Below are 17,140 nucleotides of genomic sequence, written 5' to 3'. Positions count from 1 at the left end.
CTCAGGCTGGTTTGGTTGCAGGCTGCCGCGACAATTGTACCGCCAGAATTCCCAACGTCGTGATCAGCACGCCCACCGCATCCAGTGGACCCAGTTTTTCGCCCAGCATAATGGCGGCTATGGTCACGCCGAATACCGGATTGAGAAAGTGAAAGGTTGCCGCGCGGATCGGGCCTATGCGGTCCAGCAGAAGGAACCAGATGAGTGTTGCCAGCAAGCCTGGGAACAAAGTGGTGTAGGCGAATGCAAGCATGAAGGGCAGAGTGGGGTGGATATAGATTGTCTCGAACATCGGAGCAGCAAGGAACAGCACCGCAGAACCGATCAGCATTTGCAGCCCGACCACCATCATGAAGTTCCCGCCCGAGGTTGCGCCGCGCACAGCAAGGGTGGCGAAGGTCAGTGCAAGAGCGCCGATCCCGCAGAGCAACACGCCAAACAGGTCGACACCGGCACTGATCCGGCTGCTCATGATCAAGGCCACACCGGCAAAACCCGCAAGCAGGCCGATGATACCCAGCGGGCGCAGTCGCTCATCCAGAAGCAGCCAGCCGGCCAAGGCAACCAGCAATGGCATGGTTGAGGCGACAATCGCTGCCAAAGAGGCCTCGACCGTCTGCATGGCATAGAAATTCAGACCCAAATAAAGGGCATTCTGGCAAATTCCGAATAGAATGGTGGCGCGCCATTGCGCGCGCGTCAGATGCCAGCTCTGCCCCATCACACGTGCGATGGCCACACCCAGAAGACCAGAGATCAAAAAACGCAGCGCCAGCGAAAACAAAGGTGATGCATCGGAGACGATGATTCGAGCCGAGGTGAAGGCCGATGACCAGATCAGGGCAAAGAAAAGCCCCATAACTATGGCACGCAGATCCAATACAGCCTCCTCGGGAAATCCGGGTGACTTTTCATGATTTTATCGACAGCTGCAAGCACCCAAAGTGTTAAACATCCGGTTCAACCGGGAATTGGATTCAATGGATGAGCAGAATAAGCAAAGCTTTTGCGAAAAAGCCTTGCTCATCCCTTGGTTACTGTCAGTCCCGATAATCAGGCAAAAAGGCTGAGATCGTCCATCGAGAACCAACCCGCGTTTTCAACATGGTCGTTGGTGATCTCACCGCCTGATGCGACGAACTCGAGATGGTCGATATCTCGCCAGTCAAATTCGTGGGTAACATGGTCGAAGGTCAGATCGACTTCTGCGGAATGGATCAGCACATCATCGTTATAGGCATTGATCGTGACCTGGTTGGCCCAGTTGGACTCTGGGATATGTGTAGTGTCCGCTTTCGAAGCGTTGGCCAAGGAAACGCTGTCAAAGTTGAACTCGTCGCCATCGCTTTTGGTAAAACCAACAGTAGCGCCCCAAGCGTTGAACGCCTCAAGGTCGGTATCCGGCGTCGAGCCACCATATTCGTTGGGTGCAAGTGCACCATCGATGTCTCTCTGCCCTTTGCTGACACTTGCGATGAACGTTCCATCCAGAACCTGATCACTGTCTTTGATGCGTGTGCCATCATCAAAATCGAGCACAAATTCCTCAAGCGCAACGGGCGGGGTCAATTCAGGGAAGTATTGGAAGAACGTTTCCGGAGTGTCTTCGACCGCTTCAAACAACGCGATCTCTTTCCCGCCTGCATCGGGATAGCTGACGACTTTCAAAACCCAAGATGTGCTGTCATCCCCATCCAATTGCATCGTCTGAGACCGATTTCCGTCCGAATAGAGCGTGACGTTTACGTCACCATTGTCTTTCTCAACACGGCGTTCAGAGATTTCCCCGTCCAGATATGTGGTCGTAATCGAATCCCACGATTTCGCGTTCTGCTCATCCGTTTGAGAAATGCTGACACGTTTTCCATCAGACCAGCTCTCGTGTTTCACGATGCCATTGTCGTATGTCGTTGTCTTTTCGGATGTCTTCCCGTTGTCGTCAAAGGTCGTGCTAATGGACTCCCACGATTTCGCGTCATTATCGTCTGTCTGGGTTATGCTGCTGCGTTGCCCGCCAGTCCATGTTTCCTGCTTGACGATCCCATTGTCATACGCGGTTGTCCGCCCGGTTCTGTTCCCGTTTATGTCGAAGAACGTATCAATCGTGTCCCAGGATTTGGTCTGAAGGAAATCTTGAATCGTCTTGAAGTGACCAGGAGCAAATGCCTCGACCGTCTGTGGAGCGTCATCGTAAGTTATCGTGCGCCCTATGATGTTGCCCGCCGCATCATAGTTCAGCACGATCTGGTTCCAGGGCTTTACTCCATCTCCAAAGAACCCATCCTGGATGAGCGTCTCACTCGGAACGCCGCTTTGGAATGTTTCTGTGATGCGGAGATTGTCGGGATAAACCGTGCCGCGTTCGGTCATTTTGCCGTCGGTATCATATTCGATGACCCGGTTATCAAAGCCCAACGCCTCTTCGGTTCCGGCATTAAATTCCCGGCGCAATATGCCGTCTTCGTAGGTCCCGAAGACCTCGTACCCCGCATCAAACATGGTCCGCGTTGCGACGATGACATCATCTTCGATAGTGTATTGAATGCTTGCCCAGTCAAACTGGTTTTCTGTATCAAATTCAGTAGTTTGATAACGCGTCATAAATCGAGGATCCTTCTTCAATATACTCACATTACGAGTGTATTGGAAATATGACACAACTATGACGAGAGTCCACGAACATGAGTGTAAAAAATGTCGCAGTGCTAAACGTCTAGAAAAGAAAAGGGCCGCCGGATGGCGACCCTTTCGATTTTAAGATCCGTGTTCGGTTATTAGCCGTTGACGCTATCTTTCAGCGCCTTTGCGATGGTCATCTTGACCACCTTGTCGGCCTCTTTCTTGAATTGCTCGCCGGTGGCGGGGTTGCGCACCATGCGCTCGGGGCGCTCGCGGCAGTAGATTTTGCCAACGCCGGGCAGGGTGACGGCGCCACCTGCCGAAACTTCGCGTGTGATCAGGCCAGTCATGGCCTCCAACGCGGCGTTTGCGGATTTCTTGTCAGTTCCCATTTCCTCAGCGAGAGCAGCCACCAGCTGAGTCTTTGTCATAGGCTTTGCCATTTCTTGGTCTCCTTAACGTGCCCGATCTATAGGGCCTCACCGCGTAACTGTAACGGGATATTGTGTCCGAACACAACGAATAGTAGCACCAAAAACCCCAAAAATAGGGGGAATTCGTTGCTTTTTTGCTTCAGAGAAAGGCGGTTTCGTCGAAAGAACGCAATTTCCGGCTGTGCAAACGCTCCAGCGGCATACCCCGAAGATGTTCCATCGCCCGGATTCCAATCGCCAGATGACGGCGGACCTGAGTGGTATAGAACGCCGAAGCCATGCCAGGAAGCTTTAATTCACCGTGTAAAGGTTTGTCTGAAACACAGAGCAATGTGCCGTAAGGAACACGGAATCTGTAGCCGTTTGCCGCAATCGTCGCGCTTTCCATATCCAGTGCAATCGCACGTGACTGGCTGAGCCGTTGCACCGGCCCGGACTGATCGCGCAGTTCCCAGTTGCGGTTGTCGACCGAGGCGACCGTGCCCGTACGCATGATCCGCTTCAACTCGAACCCTTCCAGTTCCGTCACCTCGGCCACGGCACGTTCCAGCGCCACCTGAACCTCGGCCAGGGGCGGGATCGGCACCCAAACCGGCAGGTCGTCATCAAGCACCTTATCCTCGCGCAGATAGGCATGGGCCAGAACGAAATCCCCCAGCGCTTGCGTGTTGCGCAGTCCGGCGCAGTGGCCGACCATCAACCAGGCGTGCGGGCGCAAAACGGCGATATGGTCGGTGGCCGTTTTGGCATTTGACGGCCCAACTCCGATATTGACCAGCGTGATCCCCGATCCATCCGCGCGTTTCAGGTGATAAGTCGGCATCTGCGGCAGCTTCAGGGGTTGCTCCAGCGCGGCGTCGGGATCTGTAATCTCGACATTTCCGGTCGAGACAAAGCTGGTATAGCCGCTGTCGGCATCGGCGAGCTGAGCCCGTGCGTAGTTCTCGAATTCCGAGACATAGAACTGATAGTTGGTGAACAGAACGTGGTTCTGGAAATGGCTTGGGTCCGTTGCGGTGTAATGCGACAGTCGCGCCAGTGAGTAATCCACGCGCTGGGCGGTGAACAAAGCAAGGGGCTCGGCATCGTTCTCAGGTTCGTAAACCCCGTTAACGATGTCGTCGTTGGTGGTATTCAGATCCGGCACATCAAACGCATCGCGCAGTGTAAATCCGGCGGCGCCCTGATGCGGAACAACCAGATCCGGGTTGTTGGCCACGGCAAAGTGCACCGGGATCGGCGTTTCCGAAGCACCGATGGTCACCGGTTGGTCGTGGTTCTTGATCAACAGCGCGATCTGCTGGGTCAGGTAGGATCGGAACAGATCGGGCCGCGTGACCGTAGTTGCATGGGTGCCCGGTTCGGACACATGGCCAAAGCTCAGCCGGCTGTCGACCTGCGCGTAAGAGGATGTCCTAATCCGAATTTCCGGGTAGAACGCGCGGTATCTTTCGGTGGGGGTGCCGTTCTTCAATGCGCTGGCAAAGTGGTTACACAGGAAACTCGTTGCCTGTTCATAGAGCGCTTCCAAACGTGCGACGGCCGCAAGCGGGTCGGTAAATTTCTCTGGTTTGGGAACGTCAGGAGTTCTGATTGTTGTCATGCAAGGGGTTCCAGAAGGTCGATTTTTTCGAATGTACGCACGTCCACCAGCCCCAGATCGGATATCCGCAACTCGGGGATCACGACCAATGCCAGCAGAGAATGCTGCATATATGCGTTGTTGAGCTGGCAGCCGCAGGCCTGCATGGCCGCGACCATCTGCTCGGCCTTGGCGGCGACTTCGGTGGCCGGGCTGTCCGACATTAGGCCAGCAATGGGCAGTTCCACCAGCGCCAGTTCTTCGCCCTCCCGGAAGATGGTGATGCCGCCACCCACCTCGGCCAGCCGGTTTGCGGCCATCGCCATCTGTGCGCGGTCGGTGCCCACCACGATCATGTGATGACTGTCATGCGCCACGGTTGAGGCGATCGCCATTCTACCCTGATATCCGAAGCCCGAGACAAAGGCGTTCGTCACACCGCCTGTGGCGCGGTGCCGTTCAACCAGCGCGATCTGGCAAACATCTCCTTCGCCTTCGACCAGCCCTTCGATGATCGGCAACTCGGACTTCAATGCCTGCGTCGGAGCCTGATTTTCGACCACGCCAATGACGTTCGCCCTGATACGATTTGCTCCGGCAGGGGCTGCGATCTCGAAATCAGTCGCGGTCAGTTCATGCCCCAGATGAACGGTATTCCGCGCTTTCGCGGGCCAGTTCAGGTGCGGGCAGTCGACCATTACTACCCCGTTTTCGGCCACGACCTGACCGCGCGCAATGACGGTTTCGATGGGCAGTTTGGTCAGGTCTGAACTCAGAACAATATCAGCGCGCCGCCCCGGGGTGATCGAGCCGATCTCGCGCTCAAGCCCAAAATGTGTCGCTGTATTGATCGTCGCCATTTGCAACGCAACCAGAGGGGCGCATCCACAAGCAATCGCATGGCGCACCACGCGGTTCATGTGCCCGTCATTGACCAGAGTTCCCGAATGGCAGTCATCCGTGCACAGAATGAAGTTCCTCGGGTCCAGCCCCTTTTCTGTGACAGCGGTGATCTGGCTTTCCACATCGTACCACGCCGACCCCAACCGCATCATCGACCGCATCCCCTGCCGCACCCGGGCAACGGAGTCGGCCTCGCAGGTGCCTTCGTGATCATCCGCTGGACCGCCCGCGACATATGCGGCGAATGCGGGCCCCAGATCAGGCGATGCGTAATGTCCGCCCACTGTTTTACCCGCCTGTTGAGTGGCGGCGATTTCTGCCAGCATTTTGGGGTCGCCATGAATTACGCCGGGAAAGTTCATCATCTCTCCTAACCCGATAATGCCGGGCCATGACATCGCCTCGGATACGTCTTCGGCAGTGATCTCGTAGCCTGTGGTCTCCAACCCCGGCGCCGAGGGTGCGCAGGATGGCATCTGGGTGAAGATATTCACCGGCTGCAAAAGTGCCTCATCATGCATCAGGCGCACGCCTTCCAAACCCATCACGTTGGCAATCTCATGCGGATCGGTGAACATTGATGTGGTGCCATGCGGAATGACAGCGCGGGCAAATTCGGCAGGTGTCAGCATTCCCGATTCGATATGCATATGCGCATCGCATAATCCGGGGATCATAAAGCGGCCTTGCGCCTCGATGATCTCTGTCTCGGGACCGACGCAGTGGGACGCATCAGTTCCCACAAAGGCCACACGTCCGGCAGCAATGGCAACATCGTGATCGGGTAAAGTTTCTCGGCTGTGTACATTTACCCAAGTGCCACCGCGGATCACCATATCGGCCGGGGCACGGCCTGCAGCCACAGCGATCAGTTGGGGGGCGGATTCGGGCCAGCTTGGGAAAGGGGTGTGTTCCATGGCCCAACTTTTCCCAATGCGCAGAAAGGTTCAACCCCTGTGTTCCGAGTATCAGGAAGCCGTCACCGGAAATCGCAGGCTGAAGCTTTGGAATAGTGGCCGCCATTACACCTGTCCGGCCTCAATAAATTGTGCACTGCAAGGGCTTGCCTTGTTGGGCAGGCGCGGATCAATCTGGCGACATGGATTATGATACGATAGACGCCGATGGTTTCGGCCGGAGCCTGCGCGGGATAGGGCTGAATCTTCTGGTTCGGGATGTAAAGGCTGAATGTGCCTTTTTAGAGACTGTTTTTGACATGTCCTGCTATCAGGTGACGGCAGATTTCGCGATTGTCACATATGCAGGGCAAGTGTTTCAGTTGCACGCGGATGGCACATACCATTCAAACCCGTTGCTGGGATTATTGCCGGAATCGCCGCTTCGGGGCGCAGGGGCCGAGATTCGCCTGTACGAGACGGATCCCGATGTTGCAGTCAGGCGGGCGATAAATGCTGGCGTAACCATACTGCAACCCCCCGGTGACAAACCACATGGCCTGCGTGAGGCATATATATTGTGCGAAAACGGATATGCTTGGGTGCCCAGCCGTCCACGCGAATCCGACTGATTTTGGCTGACTGCAGCGCGATAGCGCTGCCCGGCCCAACCAGAGGAGATGCCCTTTGGCGAAATGACCATGGGCGGGAGCTATTGAGCTCAAGTATTGGTTTCGGCTTCGATCTCTGCGCGCAGCCAATCGACAAATGCGACCGCACCGGGCGTTTCCTCTGCCTGGGGGGACAGCAGCAGGTAATAGGCCTCGGGCATGGCGGCGCGATAGTTGAATGGCGCGATCAGGCGACCTTCGTCAATCAGGCGCTTTGCAATCACGTCATGAGCCAGACACAACCCGCCCCCGGCCATCGCGACGGACAGGCTGACCAGATAGGTCGTCGAATAGGTAACCTGCGGTTTTTCCCAATTTAGACCCTGATCTGTGATCCAGTTTTGCCAATTCGATAGCAAATTCGAACAATCGAATAGGGGCTGCTGTTGCAGCGTCTCCAGGGTCACCTGGAAGCCGGGCGTGCAGACCGGATAGTAGTGATCCGTTCGCAATAACTCAGTGCGCACAGTATCGGCCGGGCGCAGAGAATACCGAACTTCGACGGCCGCACCCTCGGCCATTTCGCGAGGCTCCCATAGTTCGGTGAAGATGTTCAGATGCACATTCGGGTAAAGCTCACGAAACCGTGGCAAACGCGGCGCCAGCCAATTGACGGCAAAAGTGATGTTGCACTGCACCTGAACCGCGTTTTGCTGCGCACCCGTGACGGCCTGAGTGCCCCGGACCAGTGTCCGGAACGCCTCGCGCACGACTGGCAGATAGGTAATGCCCGCTTCGGTCAGTTCCAGCGCACGCGGACGACGCAGGAACAGAGGTTGGCCCAGATAGCCTTCCAGCGATTTAACCTGCTGGCTGACGGCGCTTTGGGTCATATTCAGATCACGCGCTGCGCCTGTGAACGACAGGTGGCGGGCTGCGGCCTCGAAGGTGCGCAGCCAACCCAGCGGTGGAAGTGGTTTCTGATTATGCATAACTCTACCATTAGTTTGACTAATGAATTATGCCTGTTTTTTTCGTTGGTCAAATTTTTACGGCGCGGGCACGATTTCACTCAAAGACTCGATCCCCCAACGAAGGAGCCGGCATGAGTGTTACCGACCTGCGCCCCAATATCGATCACTGGTCCGAGCGTGTGGATATGGCTGCGGCCTTCCGTTGGACCGAGCGGCTGAACATGCATGAAGGGGTGGCGAACCACTTCAGCCTCGCTGTCAATCAGGACGGCACGCAATTCCTGATGAATGCCAACCAGATGCATTTCTCACGTGTCACCGCGTCCAATCTGCTGTTGCTGGATGCTAATGATGCAGAAGTCATGGACCTGCCCGGCGCACCTGACCCCACGGCTTGGGGGTTGCATGGCTCAATCCACCGTCATTGCCGACATGCGCGCTGTGTTATGCATGTACATTCGATCTTTGCCACGGTTCTGGCGTCCCTTGCGGACAGTAACCTGCCTCCGATCGATCAGAACACCGCAACCTTTTTTAACCGTTATGTGATCGACGAGGAATTCGGTGGTCTGGCGTTTGAAAGCGAAGGCGAACGGTGTGCCTCAATGCTCTCGGACCCGAAGAAAAAGGTTATGATCATGGGCAATCACGGGGTCCTGGTGATCGGTAGCAGCCCTGCAGATGCCTTTAATAGACTCTATTATTTTGAACGCGCCGCAGAAACTTACATTCGTGCGCTTCAAACCGGACAACCTTTGCGCGTTCTATCTGACGAAATTGCCGAGAAAACCGCGCAGGAATTGGATGATTACCCTGGTCAGGCCGACGCGCATCTACGTGAGATCAAAACTGTGCTGGATGCCGACGGTTCGGACTACGCAACCTGATTGTCTGCTAAGGAGTGTCAGCCATGACCGATGTTCATGACGCAGAGGCCGCCCGCTGGAACTATCGCCCAAAAGGCCCTGTTGGTCTGAACCCGCTGTTCAACTGGCCGCCTCGCCCTGCTGCAGTCTTGCACTGGTACAAAGGCGCCTGGTTGCCTCTCACGTCGCTGACACTCTGCATGGTGCTGGCCGTGGTCGCTTATATGACGTTTTTTCCTGCATTAGAGACTATGCAGACCTTTGCGCCCGGTTGGATGTTCCGCATCTGGTTGTTGAACATGGTGCCTCAGATCTTGGTGGCGGGCGGTCTGCACTGGTGGCTTTACATGCGCAAGGGTCAAGGCATGTACAAAAAGTTCGACCGTCGCGATCTGACACGCGGCAACGGTACGTTTACTTTTCGAAACCAGGTTCTGGACAACATCTGGTGGACGCTGGGCAGTGCAATGACCGTGGCAACCATTTATCAATGGTTGATCTATTGGGCGATGGCGAACGGCTACGCACCCGTGATTACCTGGGCCGCTGCACCGGTCTGGTTCGTGATCTGGTTGATGCTTATCCCGATGTGGTCAGGGTTTCATTTCTACTGGGTGCACCGGTTGGAGCATCACCCGAAGCTCTATAAGCACGTCCATGCCGTGCATCACCGCAACGTCAATATCGGGCCGTGGTCGGGAATATCGAACCACTGGTATGAAAACACACTCTATTTCACAACCTACTTCATCCACCTGATCGTGCCCTCGCATCCCCTGCATCTGCTGTTTCACGCCTACTTCCAACAGATCAGCCCGGTGCTGTCCCATTCGGGATTCGAAAAGTTGAAGGCTGGCGAGACAGACGCCGCACGGGCAGGAGATTTCTTTCATCAGCTGCATCACCGGTACTTCGAGTGCAACTACGGAACTTCCGAAATCCCCTTCGACAAGTGGTTCGGCACCTATCACGATGGTTCAGCTGAGGCGACAACGCGGACGCGGGCCTACAAAAAACAGATGTATACCTAGGTGTTTGGTACGGCTTAGTTCCCAAATTATTCAGACCCATCCTAATTAGGGCCTTAGTTATCTCTTTTCGAACAGCGCGATCAATGCGACATCATCTTTGTTGGGGCCAGCGGCCAATTCGCCATATATCAGGACCTCAGCAAATGAAAGATTGCAAATCTGCGCCGTTTCGAGGTGGAGGAAAGCGTCGGAGAATCCCAATGCCTCAAAGTGCTTTGCGTTAATCGACAGGGCGAATTGCGCGCCGGGCCGCGCAACGCGCAAAAGTGCTGGTATAACTTCAGGCCCCAGATGGCCATGGGTGAAGGTTCCTGATGAAACGACGCCAGCATAGCAGTCGCGCGGGACAGGCAGACCCTGATTCAGATCGGCCTCGATCGCGTCGCGGTAGATGTCCTTGCGCATCGCCTGATCCAGCATTTCGGCGCTGATATCAGTGGCGTCGATCGGGCCCATGCCCAGCCCGGCCAGAATCGCTCCGCATAATCCTGTGCCCGCGCCTACATCCAACACCGGGCCTTGCCCGCCGGCACCCACGAAGGCGCGTGCCGTATGGATGTGGAGTTGATAATCCTCCAGCGCAGCAAAATTGTCGTCATAATCCCCAGCCCATTCTCCATAGAGACGCTTGTTCTCCTCGGGCGATTTCAGGGAATAGGCGGCGTGCAAGTCGGGTGTTTTTTTATTCATGTATCAATGAATGCGTATCAGGGGATTCGAATCAAGTGCGTCCATCCGGCGCTTGCATCCCCGGACCGGGCGGATCATCAAAGGAGTTATGACACAGACACTCTTTTCCTTCGGCCACGGCTACTCCGCCCGAGCAACAGCGAAGCGACTTGATCCTGCGGCCTGGCGGATCATCGGAACCACCCGCGACCCCAAACAGCTTAAGACCATTCGCGCCTCGGGCGCTGAACCCTGTGTCTGGCCGGGAGAGCGACCGGATCTGGATGGAATTACACATCTTCTGATCTCGATCGCGCCCACGGCCGAGGGTGATCCTGTGCTAGCAGCGATGAAGGACGAGATTGCTGCGCGTGCCGGGCAGTTCAAATGGGTTGGGTATCTGTCGACCACGGCAGTTTATGGCGATCACCAGGGAGGCTGGGTGGATGAGACCACGCCGCCCGCACCGACCGCCGAACGAGGTCGGTGGCGCGTTCGCGCCGAAAACCAATGGGGCGGGATTACGGGCCTGCCCCTGCATATATTCCGTTTGGCGGGTATTTACGGGCCGGGGCGCGGGCCGTTCTCGAAGCTCAAACGCGGTGGTTTGCGGCGGATCATCAAGCCGGGGCAGGTGTTTTCACGCATTCATGTCGATGACATTGCACAGGTGCTGACGGCTTCGATGGCCAGTCCCAATCCGGGCGCAATATACAATGTCTGCGATGACGAGCCTGTGCCGCCACAGGATGTGATCGGCTATGCGGCCGAGTTGCAGGGCCTGCCGCTGCCTCCTGCGGTTCAATTCGATGAAGCCGACCTGACCCCGATGGCGCGCAGTTTTTACAACGAAAACAAGCGGGTTCGAAATGACCGGATCAAGGATGAGCTGGGTGTCTCCTTGCTTTATCCGAATTACCGCGTTGGGCTTGAGGCGCTGATGCAGCATCAGAACAGCACCTTGTGACGGCTGTGCCTTGTCAAGAAACCGATGCGGGTTGTATGGGGGTTCGATGAAGGATCGCTCTGTCCCGTTGAAGATCACCGTTTCGACCCTGACCCGGCAACGCCCCGAAATGCTGGCTGCGTTGATCCACAGCTGGGGCGAGATGAAGCTGCCGCCTGGTTGCTCGGTACGTTGTCTGGTGGTGGAAAACGACAACGCGGCGCTCAGTGAAGATACGGTTCGCGCAGCGGGTGAGGTTCTGCCCAACGGCGCCGGTTTGGATTATGCCCTTGAGACCGAGCTTGGTATCCCCTTCGGGCGCAACCGTGCAGCGCGCGAAGCGGTGCAGGATGGTTCCGATCTGCTGTGCTTTGTAGATGATGACGAAGTGGTGGCGGTCGACTGGCTCGAGCGGTTGGTTGCTGGCTATCGCAATAGTTCGGCAGTGTTGCTGGGGGCTCCGCTCCGCGCGGCGGCGCCAACGGGTTCGGAAACCGTGCTGCAGCGGCTGATGCTGCGCAACATCAGCAACCGTTATCTCGACAAAGAAAACGCGGCTGCGAAGAGGGCCACGCTGAACAATACGGGCGGCGTGACCATCGTGACCAACAACTGGCTGGGTGAAACACGCCTGTTCAGTGAATCTGGCCTCTGGTTTGATGAAGCGATGCGGATGACTGGCGGGACGGATGCGAAATTCTACGCCGAGACCGTTGCCGCCGGGCTGCCTGTGGGTTGGGTGCCTGACGCCTTCGTGTACGAGACTATTCCGCCCGAGCGCTTGTCTTTCTGGTATCAGGCCGCAAGAGGGCGGGATCAGTCAAACACCCATATGCGCCGCAAGCTGGATCAAAAGCCGACCAAGGCTGTCTTGGGTTTTCTGAGCACCCCGTTGCGCCTGCTGGGGCTGCTGGGGGCAATCCTGTTGTTCCCGTTTCAACCGGATCGTCGATTGATTCAAATCGCCCGCACCGCCGGATGGCTGGTAGGGGTTCTGGGCATCCCCTTTGGGTATAAGTCGGCGCTTTACAAGAAAGTCAGCGGTCACTGAACCTGCGCCAACGGATCAGACAGATGCGCGTATCAGATCTGATGCTTTTTCGGCAATCATCATGGTTGGCGCATTGGTATTTCCCGATATCAGTGTCGGCATGATCGAGGCATCGACCACGCGCAGCCCGTCGATTCCCCGAACGCGCAAGTCCGGGCCGACAACCGACATGGGATCGTTACCCATCCTGCAGGTGCCCACGGGGTGATAGATCGTGTCCGCGCGGGCGCGGATATGGCCCTCCCAATCCGCATCGCTTTGGGCGGAGTCAGTGCCAAACAGCTCTTTACTCTTGTATTTGCTCAATGCCGGAGCCTGCATGATGTCCCGCGTCATCCGGGCGCCTTTAATCATCGTGTCCAGATCGCGCGGGTCAGACAGAAATCCAGGATCGATCGCGGGCGAGGCCATCGGGTCGGCGCTGTTCAGCGAAACCGATCCCCGGCTGTCCGGGCGCAGTTTGCAGATATGGCAGCTATAGCCGTATCCCATATGCAGCTTGCGCGCGTGATCATCGACCAATGCGATGGCAAAGTGCAGTTGGATATCCGGCCTTTCAAGGTCTGGCGCGGTTTTCAGAAAGGCCGCCCCTTCAGCAAAAGGAGTTGCCGCCATCGACGCGCCTGATTTTCTCCAGCGCCACAAATGATGCATCAGTTTGGCCGTCCCAATCGCACCGATCCCGAAAGTGTCGGTGTTTTTGGTTTTATAGGCGAGCGTGAAATCCAGGTGGTCCTGAAGATTTTGCCCCACTCCCGGCAGGTCATGCCGAACCTTGATGCCATGTTTTGCCAAAACCGCGCCATCGCCGATGCCAGACAGCATCAGAAGATGCGGAGATTTCAGCGCCCCGGCGCACAGCAGAACCTCGCGGTCGGCTGAGATGGTGATGCCGGATTCATTGCCCTTGCGATAGATCACACCGGTTGCGCGCAATCCATTAAAGGTCAGGTGTTGAACATGGGCGCCGGTGATAACCGTAAGGTTTGGCCTGCCCATGACCGGAAACAGATATGCCGCCGCTGCCGAACACCGTTCCCCATTGCGGGCCGGGTCGTGGAATTGTGTGACCTGATAGAGGCCAGCCCCCTCATTGTCCCCGCGGTTGAAATCCTCGGTCCAGCGGTGCTGCATCTGGGTGGCGGCCTCGACGAATGCGCGGGTGATTGGGCGCTCTTCTTTCTGATTGGACACCTGAAGCGGGCCGGAATCGCCATGCAGATCATCGGCTCCGCGTTCATTGTTTTCCGAACGTTTGAAATAGGGCAGCACGCTGTCCCAATCCCACCCCTCACATCCAAGGTCGGCCCAGCCATCATAGTCCTGACGCTGCCCCCGGACGTACAGCATTGCATTTATCGCACTTGATCCGCCAAGCGCTTTGCCGCGCGGCTGGTAGCCCTTGCGCCCGTTCAAACCGGGTTGTGGGACGGTATCAAAGGCCCAGTTGTTGATCCGAGGCCGCCCTGGCAACATGGCGACAACTGCGGCTGGCATACGGACAAGCAAACTGTTGCCGCGCCCGCCTGCTTCCAGAAGGCATACTTTGGTTGCAGGATTTGTGCTAAGCCGATTGGCCAGAACCGCGCCAGCCGAACCACCGCCTACGATCACATAGTCGAACTTCACTGCCGTCCCCTCCTGTCGTATCCGCGTGCCAGTCTGTGCGCCGGCGGTGAAAACGCAATCATGACGCTGCGGCTATATCGATAGGGACCCAACCGACGAACCGCATCCAGCACACATTGTGATAGTTTATAGTTATCAGTTTAATCAAAAAACAAAACTTATATAAATGACTTCGATTTGCTAAATCTATGGTCAGACAGAAAGAATGAGTCGTTAGTGCAAATTTCCACCATGAGGCCCGGACGCAGCTGCGCATCAAATTGCGGCGTCCGGTGTCATGCTGGGCGCAGTGACACTCTGGGGGTCTGTTTTTCGGATCAAACTTAACCGCGCGACACAAAACTATAGCCAGGATCGGAGATAAAAATGGATGGAAGTGACACCCCCAATACGGGCAAATGCCCGGTAATGCATGGCGCTGAGCCGCGGACCAACCGCGATTGGTGGCCGAACCGGCTGAATCTGTCGATCCTGCACCAGCATGGGCCGGCCTCTAACCCGATGGGAGAGACATTCAACTACGCCGAAGAATTCCAAAAGCTCGACCTTAAGGCGTTGAAAGATGACCTATATGCGCTGATGACTGACTCGCAGGATTGGTGGCCTGCAGACTACGGCCACTATGGCGGTTTGTTCATCCGTATGGCGTGGCACTCATCTGGTACTTACAGGACAGCAGATGGTCGCGGTGGCGCTTCGACCGGCAATCAGCGCTTCGCGCCTCTGAACAGCTGGCCGGACAATGGCAACCTGGACAAGGCACGCCGCCTGCTGTGGCCGATTAAACAGAAATACGGTAATCAGATCTCGTGGGCTGACCTTTACATTCTGGCAGGCAATTGCGCCATTGAATCCATGGGCGGTAAGACGTTCGGGTTCTCTGGTGGCCGCGAAGATATCTGGGCGCCTGAAGAAGACATTTATTGGGGCGCCGAAACCGACTGGCTGGCCCCGACTGAGAATCCGCACAGCCGCTATTCGGGCGAGCGTGATCTTGAGAACCCGTTGGCGGCCGTTCAGATGGGCCTGATCTATGTGAATCCCGAAGGCCCCGACGGTCAGCCCGATATTTTGGCCTCTGGCCGGGATATCCGCGACACCTTTGGCCGGATGGCAATGAACGATGAAGAAACCGTAGCCTTGGTCGCTGGCGGTCACACGTTTGGTAAGGCCCATGGTGCAGGTGATCCCGATCTGGTTGGACCTGAGCCAGAAGCCGCTCCGATCGAGGAGTTGGGCTTTGGCTGGATCAACAAGTTCGGCTCGGGCAAGGGTGATGACACCACGACCTCGGGAATCGAGGGCGCGTGGACAGCGAACCCAATCAAATGGGACAACGGTTATTTCGACCTTCTGTTCGGGTATGACTGGAACCTGACCAAAAGCCCCTCGGGCGCATGGATTTGGGAGCCGGTCGGCGTGAAAGACGAAGACATGGCCCCCGCGGCGCATGATCCGTCCAAGAAGGTCAAGACCATGATGACCACCGCCGACATGGCGATGCGCATGGACCCGATCTATGGCCCAATCTCCAAGCGTTTCCACGAAAACCCGGCGGAGTTCGCCGATGCCTTCGCCCGCGCATGGTTCAAGCTGACCCACCGCGACATGGGTCCACGCGCGCGCTATCTGGGCGCTGACGTCCCTACGGAAGAGTTGTTGTGGCAGGATAACGTACCAGCCGTTGATCACGAATTGATTGACGACGCGGACGTGGCGGATCTGAAGGTCAAGATTCTCGGGACTGGTCTGTCGGTATCCGAACTCGTTTCAACCGCATGGGCCTCTGCCTCGACGTTTCGAGGATCGGACATGCGCGGCGGTGCCAATGGTGCGCGTGTGCGTCTGGCCCCGCAAAAAGACTGGGACGTCAACGAACCTCTGAAACTGTCCAAGGCGCTGGGCGCGTTGGAAGGTGTTCAGGCATCATTCAATGACGCGCAGTCCGACCGCAAAAAGGTTTCGCTGGCCGATGTCATTGTTCTGGGCGGCGCCGCGGCCATTGAACAGGCTGCAAAGGCTGCGGGTCATGATGTCGATGTACCCTTCACACCAGGCCGCACCGATGCCTCACAAGAACAAACGGATATCGAGTCCATAGCCGTGATGGAGCCCATCGCCGACGGTTTCCGTAACTACCTGCGCAAGGAATACTCGGTTCCGGCCGAGGCCATGTTGGTGGACAAAGCGCAACTGCTGTCATTGTCCGCACCGGAAATGACGGCGCTTGTTGGCGGGATGCGTGTGCTGGGTACAAACTTCGGTGGCACCTCTCATGGTGTGTTCACCGACCGGGTTGGTACGCTCAGCACCGACTTCTTTGTGAATCTGCTGGATATGGGAACCGAGTGGAAGCCCTCCGATGATGGCGTCTACGAGGGTCGTGATCGTGCCAGCGGCGGTGTGAAGTGGACAGGTACCCGCGCGGATCTGGTCTTTGGGTCGAATTCGCAACTGCGGGCGCTGGCCGAGGTCTATGGCCAGGACGATGCGGGAGGCAAATTTGTCTGTGACTTTGTCTCGGCCTGGAACAAGGTGATGAACGCGGATCGATTTGATTTGAAGTAACCTCGCGACCATCCCAGCGAATTGCGCCGCCCGAGAGGACTTGGGCGGCGTTTTCATTCACCCGACTCCGGAGCGCCTACCAAGCATTGGGTACGATTCCGCTGAAAGGCCATCCAAACTCTTGCCTCACACAGCTGGCTGACGTGTTCGCAGCGGTATTTCTAAATCTAATATGTTGTTTTCATTAAGTTTAGTAAGTTTCCATCGGGAAATGTGAAGTTTTTTGAAAATGGGGGTTGCAGGTTTTTGGTCTAATCCGTAAATACCCCTTCACCGGCGCTGCTGAGGCGCTTGTGACGCACCGGAGAGGCGGTGGAGACGGGCCGGAGAGACGGTTGGACGCATCGGAGAGACGGTGGGC

Annotated in this window: 14 protein-coding genes; 6 read left to right on the top strand and 8 right to left on the bottom strand. The window is 56.6% G+C overall.

The window, feature by feature from the left end:
- Position 1: 1 nt before the first annotated feature.
- The 5 genes from BLU89_RS13695 to ade all read right to left on the bottom strand — a co-directional run bounded on the left by BLU89_RS13695 (position 2) and on the right by ade (position 6,455).
- Complete coding sequence (locus BLU89_RS13695; protein WP_074737412.1) at positions 2-880, bottom strand: DMT family transporter; 879 nt, start codon at positions 878-880, stop codon at positions 2-4.
- A 173-nt stretch (positions 881-1,053) separates the two neighbouring features.
- Positions 1,054-2,601 carry a hypothetical protein gene (locus BLU89_RS13690; protein ID WP_074737411.1) on the bottom strand — a complete coding sequence of 516 codons (1,548 nt, stop codon included), beginning with the start codon at positions 2,599-2,601 and terminating at the stop codon, positions 1,054-1,056.
- 173 nt (positions 2,602-2,774) lie between these two features.
- Positions 2,775-3,062: an HU family DNA-binding protein gene (locus BLU89_RS13685; protein WP_010442901.1), complete on the bottom strand. Its 288-nt coding sequence runs from the start codon at positions 3,060-3,062 to the stop codon at positions 2,775-2,777.
- Positions 3,063-3,192: 130 nt separating this feature from the next.
- Positions 3,193-4,656: an AMP nucleosidase gene (locus BLU89_RS13680; RefSeq protein WP_074737410.1), complete on the bottom strand. Its 1,464-nt coding sequence runs from the start codon at positions 4,654-4,656 to the stop codon at positions 3,193-3,195.
- Positions 4,653-6,455, bottom strand: coding sequence for an adenine deaminase (ade, locus tag BLU89_RS13675; RefSeq protein ID WP_074737409.1), 1,803 nt, complete (start codon positions 6,453-6,455; stop codon positions 4,653-4,655). Before ade ends, BLU89_RS13680 begins: the two co-directional genes overlap by 4 nt.
- Before the next feature lie 182 nt (positions 6,456-6,637).
- Between ade and BLU89_RS13670 the strand changes: the two genes are divergently transcribed.
- Positions 6,638-7,066: a VOC family protein gene (locus tag BLU89_RS13670; RefSeq protein ID WP_074737408.1), complete on the top strand. Its 429-nt coding sequence runs from the start codon at positions 6,638-6,640 to the stop codon at positions 7,064-7,066.
- Between the two features lie 89 nt (positions 7,067-7,155).
- On the opposite strand, the gene BLU89_RS13665 is transcribed toward BLU89_RS13670, so the two are convergent.
- Positions 7,156-8,037: a LysR family transcriptional regulator gene (locus tag BLU89_RS13665; protein WP_074737407.1), complete on the bottom strand. Its 882-nt coding sequence runs from the start codon at positions 8,035-8,037 to the stop codon at positions 7,156-7,158.
- Positions 8,038-8,150: 113 nt separating this feature from the next.
- Here BLU89_RS13665 and BLU89_RS13660 point away from each other — a divergent pair, with 113 nt between their 5' ends.
- A complete protein-coding gene (locus BLU89_RS13660) occupies positions 8,151-8,906 on the top strand; it encodes a class II aldolase and adducin N-terminal domain-containing protein (RefSeq protein WP_074737406.1) in 756 nt (251 codons plus the stop codon).
- A 23-nt stretch (positions 8,907-8,929) separates the two neighbouring features.
- The gene (locus BLU89_RS13655) at positions 8,930-9,916 is read left to right on the top strand and encodes a sterol desaturase family protein (protein ID WP_074737405.1); all 987 of its coding nucleotides are present in this window, start codon (positions 8,930-8,932) and stop codon (positions 9,914-9,916) included.
- 57 nt (positions 9,917-9,973) lie between these two features.
- Here BLU89_RS13655 and BLU89_RS13650 read toward each other — a convergent pair whose 3' ends face one another.
- Positions 9,974-10,606, bottom strand: a complete 633-nt coding sequence (locus tag BLU89_RS13650) for a class I SAM-dependent DNA methyltransferase (protein WP_074737404.1) — start codon at positions 10,604-10,606, stop codon at positions 9,974-9,976.
- Between the two features lie 88 nt (positions 10,607-10,694).
- On the opposite strand from BLU89_RS13650, the gene BLU89_RS13645 reads away from it, so the two are divergent.
- Positions 10,695-11,552: an SDR family oxidoreductase gene (locus BLU89_RS13645; RefSeq protein WP_074737403.1), complete on the top strand. Its 858-nt coding sequence runs from the start codon at positions 10,695-10,697 to the stop codon at positions 11,550-11,552.
- 46 nt (positions 11,553-11,598) lie between these two features.
- Positions 11,599-12,582, top strand: coding sequence for a glycosyltransferase family 2 protein (locus BLU89_RS13640; RefSeq protein WP_074737402.1), 984 nt, complete (start codon positions 11,599-11,601; stop codon positions 12,580-12,582).
- 15 nt (positions 12,583-12,597) lie between these two features.
- Here BLU89_RS13640 and BLU89_RS13635 read toward each other — a convergent pair whose 3' ends face one another.
- Complete coding sequence (locus tag BLU89_RS13635) at positions 12,598-14,211, bottom strand: GMC family oxidoreductase (protein WP_074737401.1); 1,614 nt, start codon at positions 14,209-14,211, stop codon at positions 12,598-12,600.
- A gap of 366 nt (positions 14,212-14,577) precedes the next feature.
- Here BLU89_RS13635 and katG point away from each other — a divergent pair, with 366 nt between their 5' ends.
- A complete protein-coding gene (gene katG, locus BLU89_RS13630) occupies positions 14,578-16,779 on the top strand; it encodes a catalase/peroxidase HPI (RefSeq protein WP_074737400.1) in 2,202 nt (733 codons plus the stop codon).
- The last annotated feature ends 361 nt before the right edge of the window (positions 16,780-17,140 follow it).

Origin of the sequence: Ruegeria halocynthiae, from assembly GCF_900106805.1 — a bacterium.
In the GTDB taxonomy this organism is placed as follows: domain Bacteria; phylum Pseudomonadota; class Alphaproteobacteria; order Rhodobacterales; family Rhodobacteraceae; genus Ruegeria; species Ruegeria halocynthiae.
This window is presented reverse-complemented; position numbering and strand designations above follow the sequence as displayed.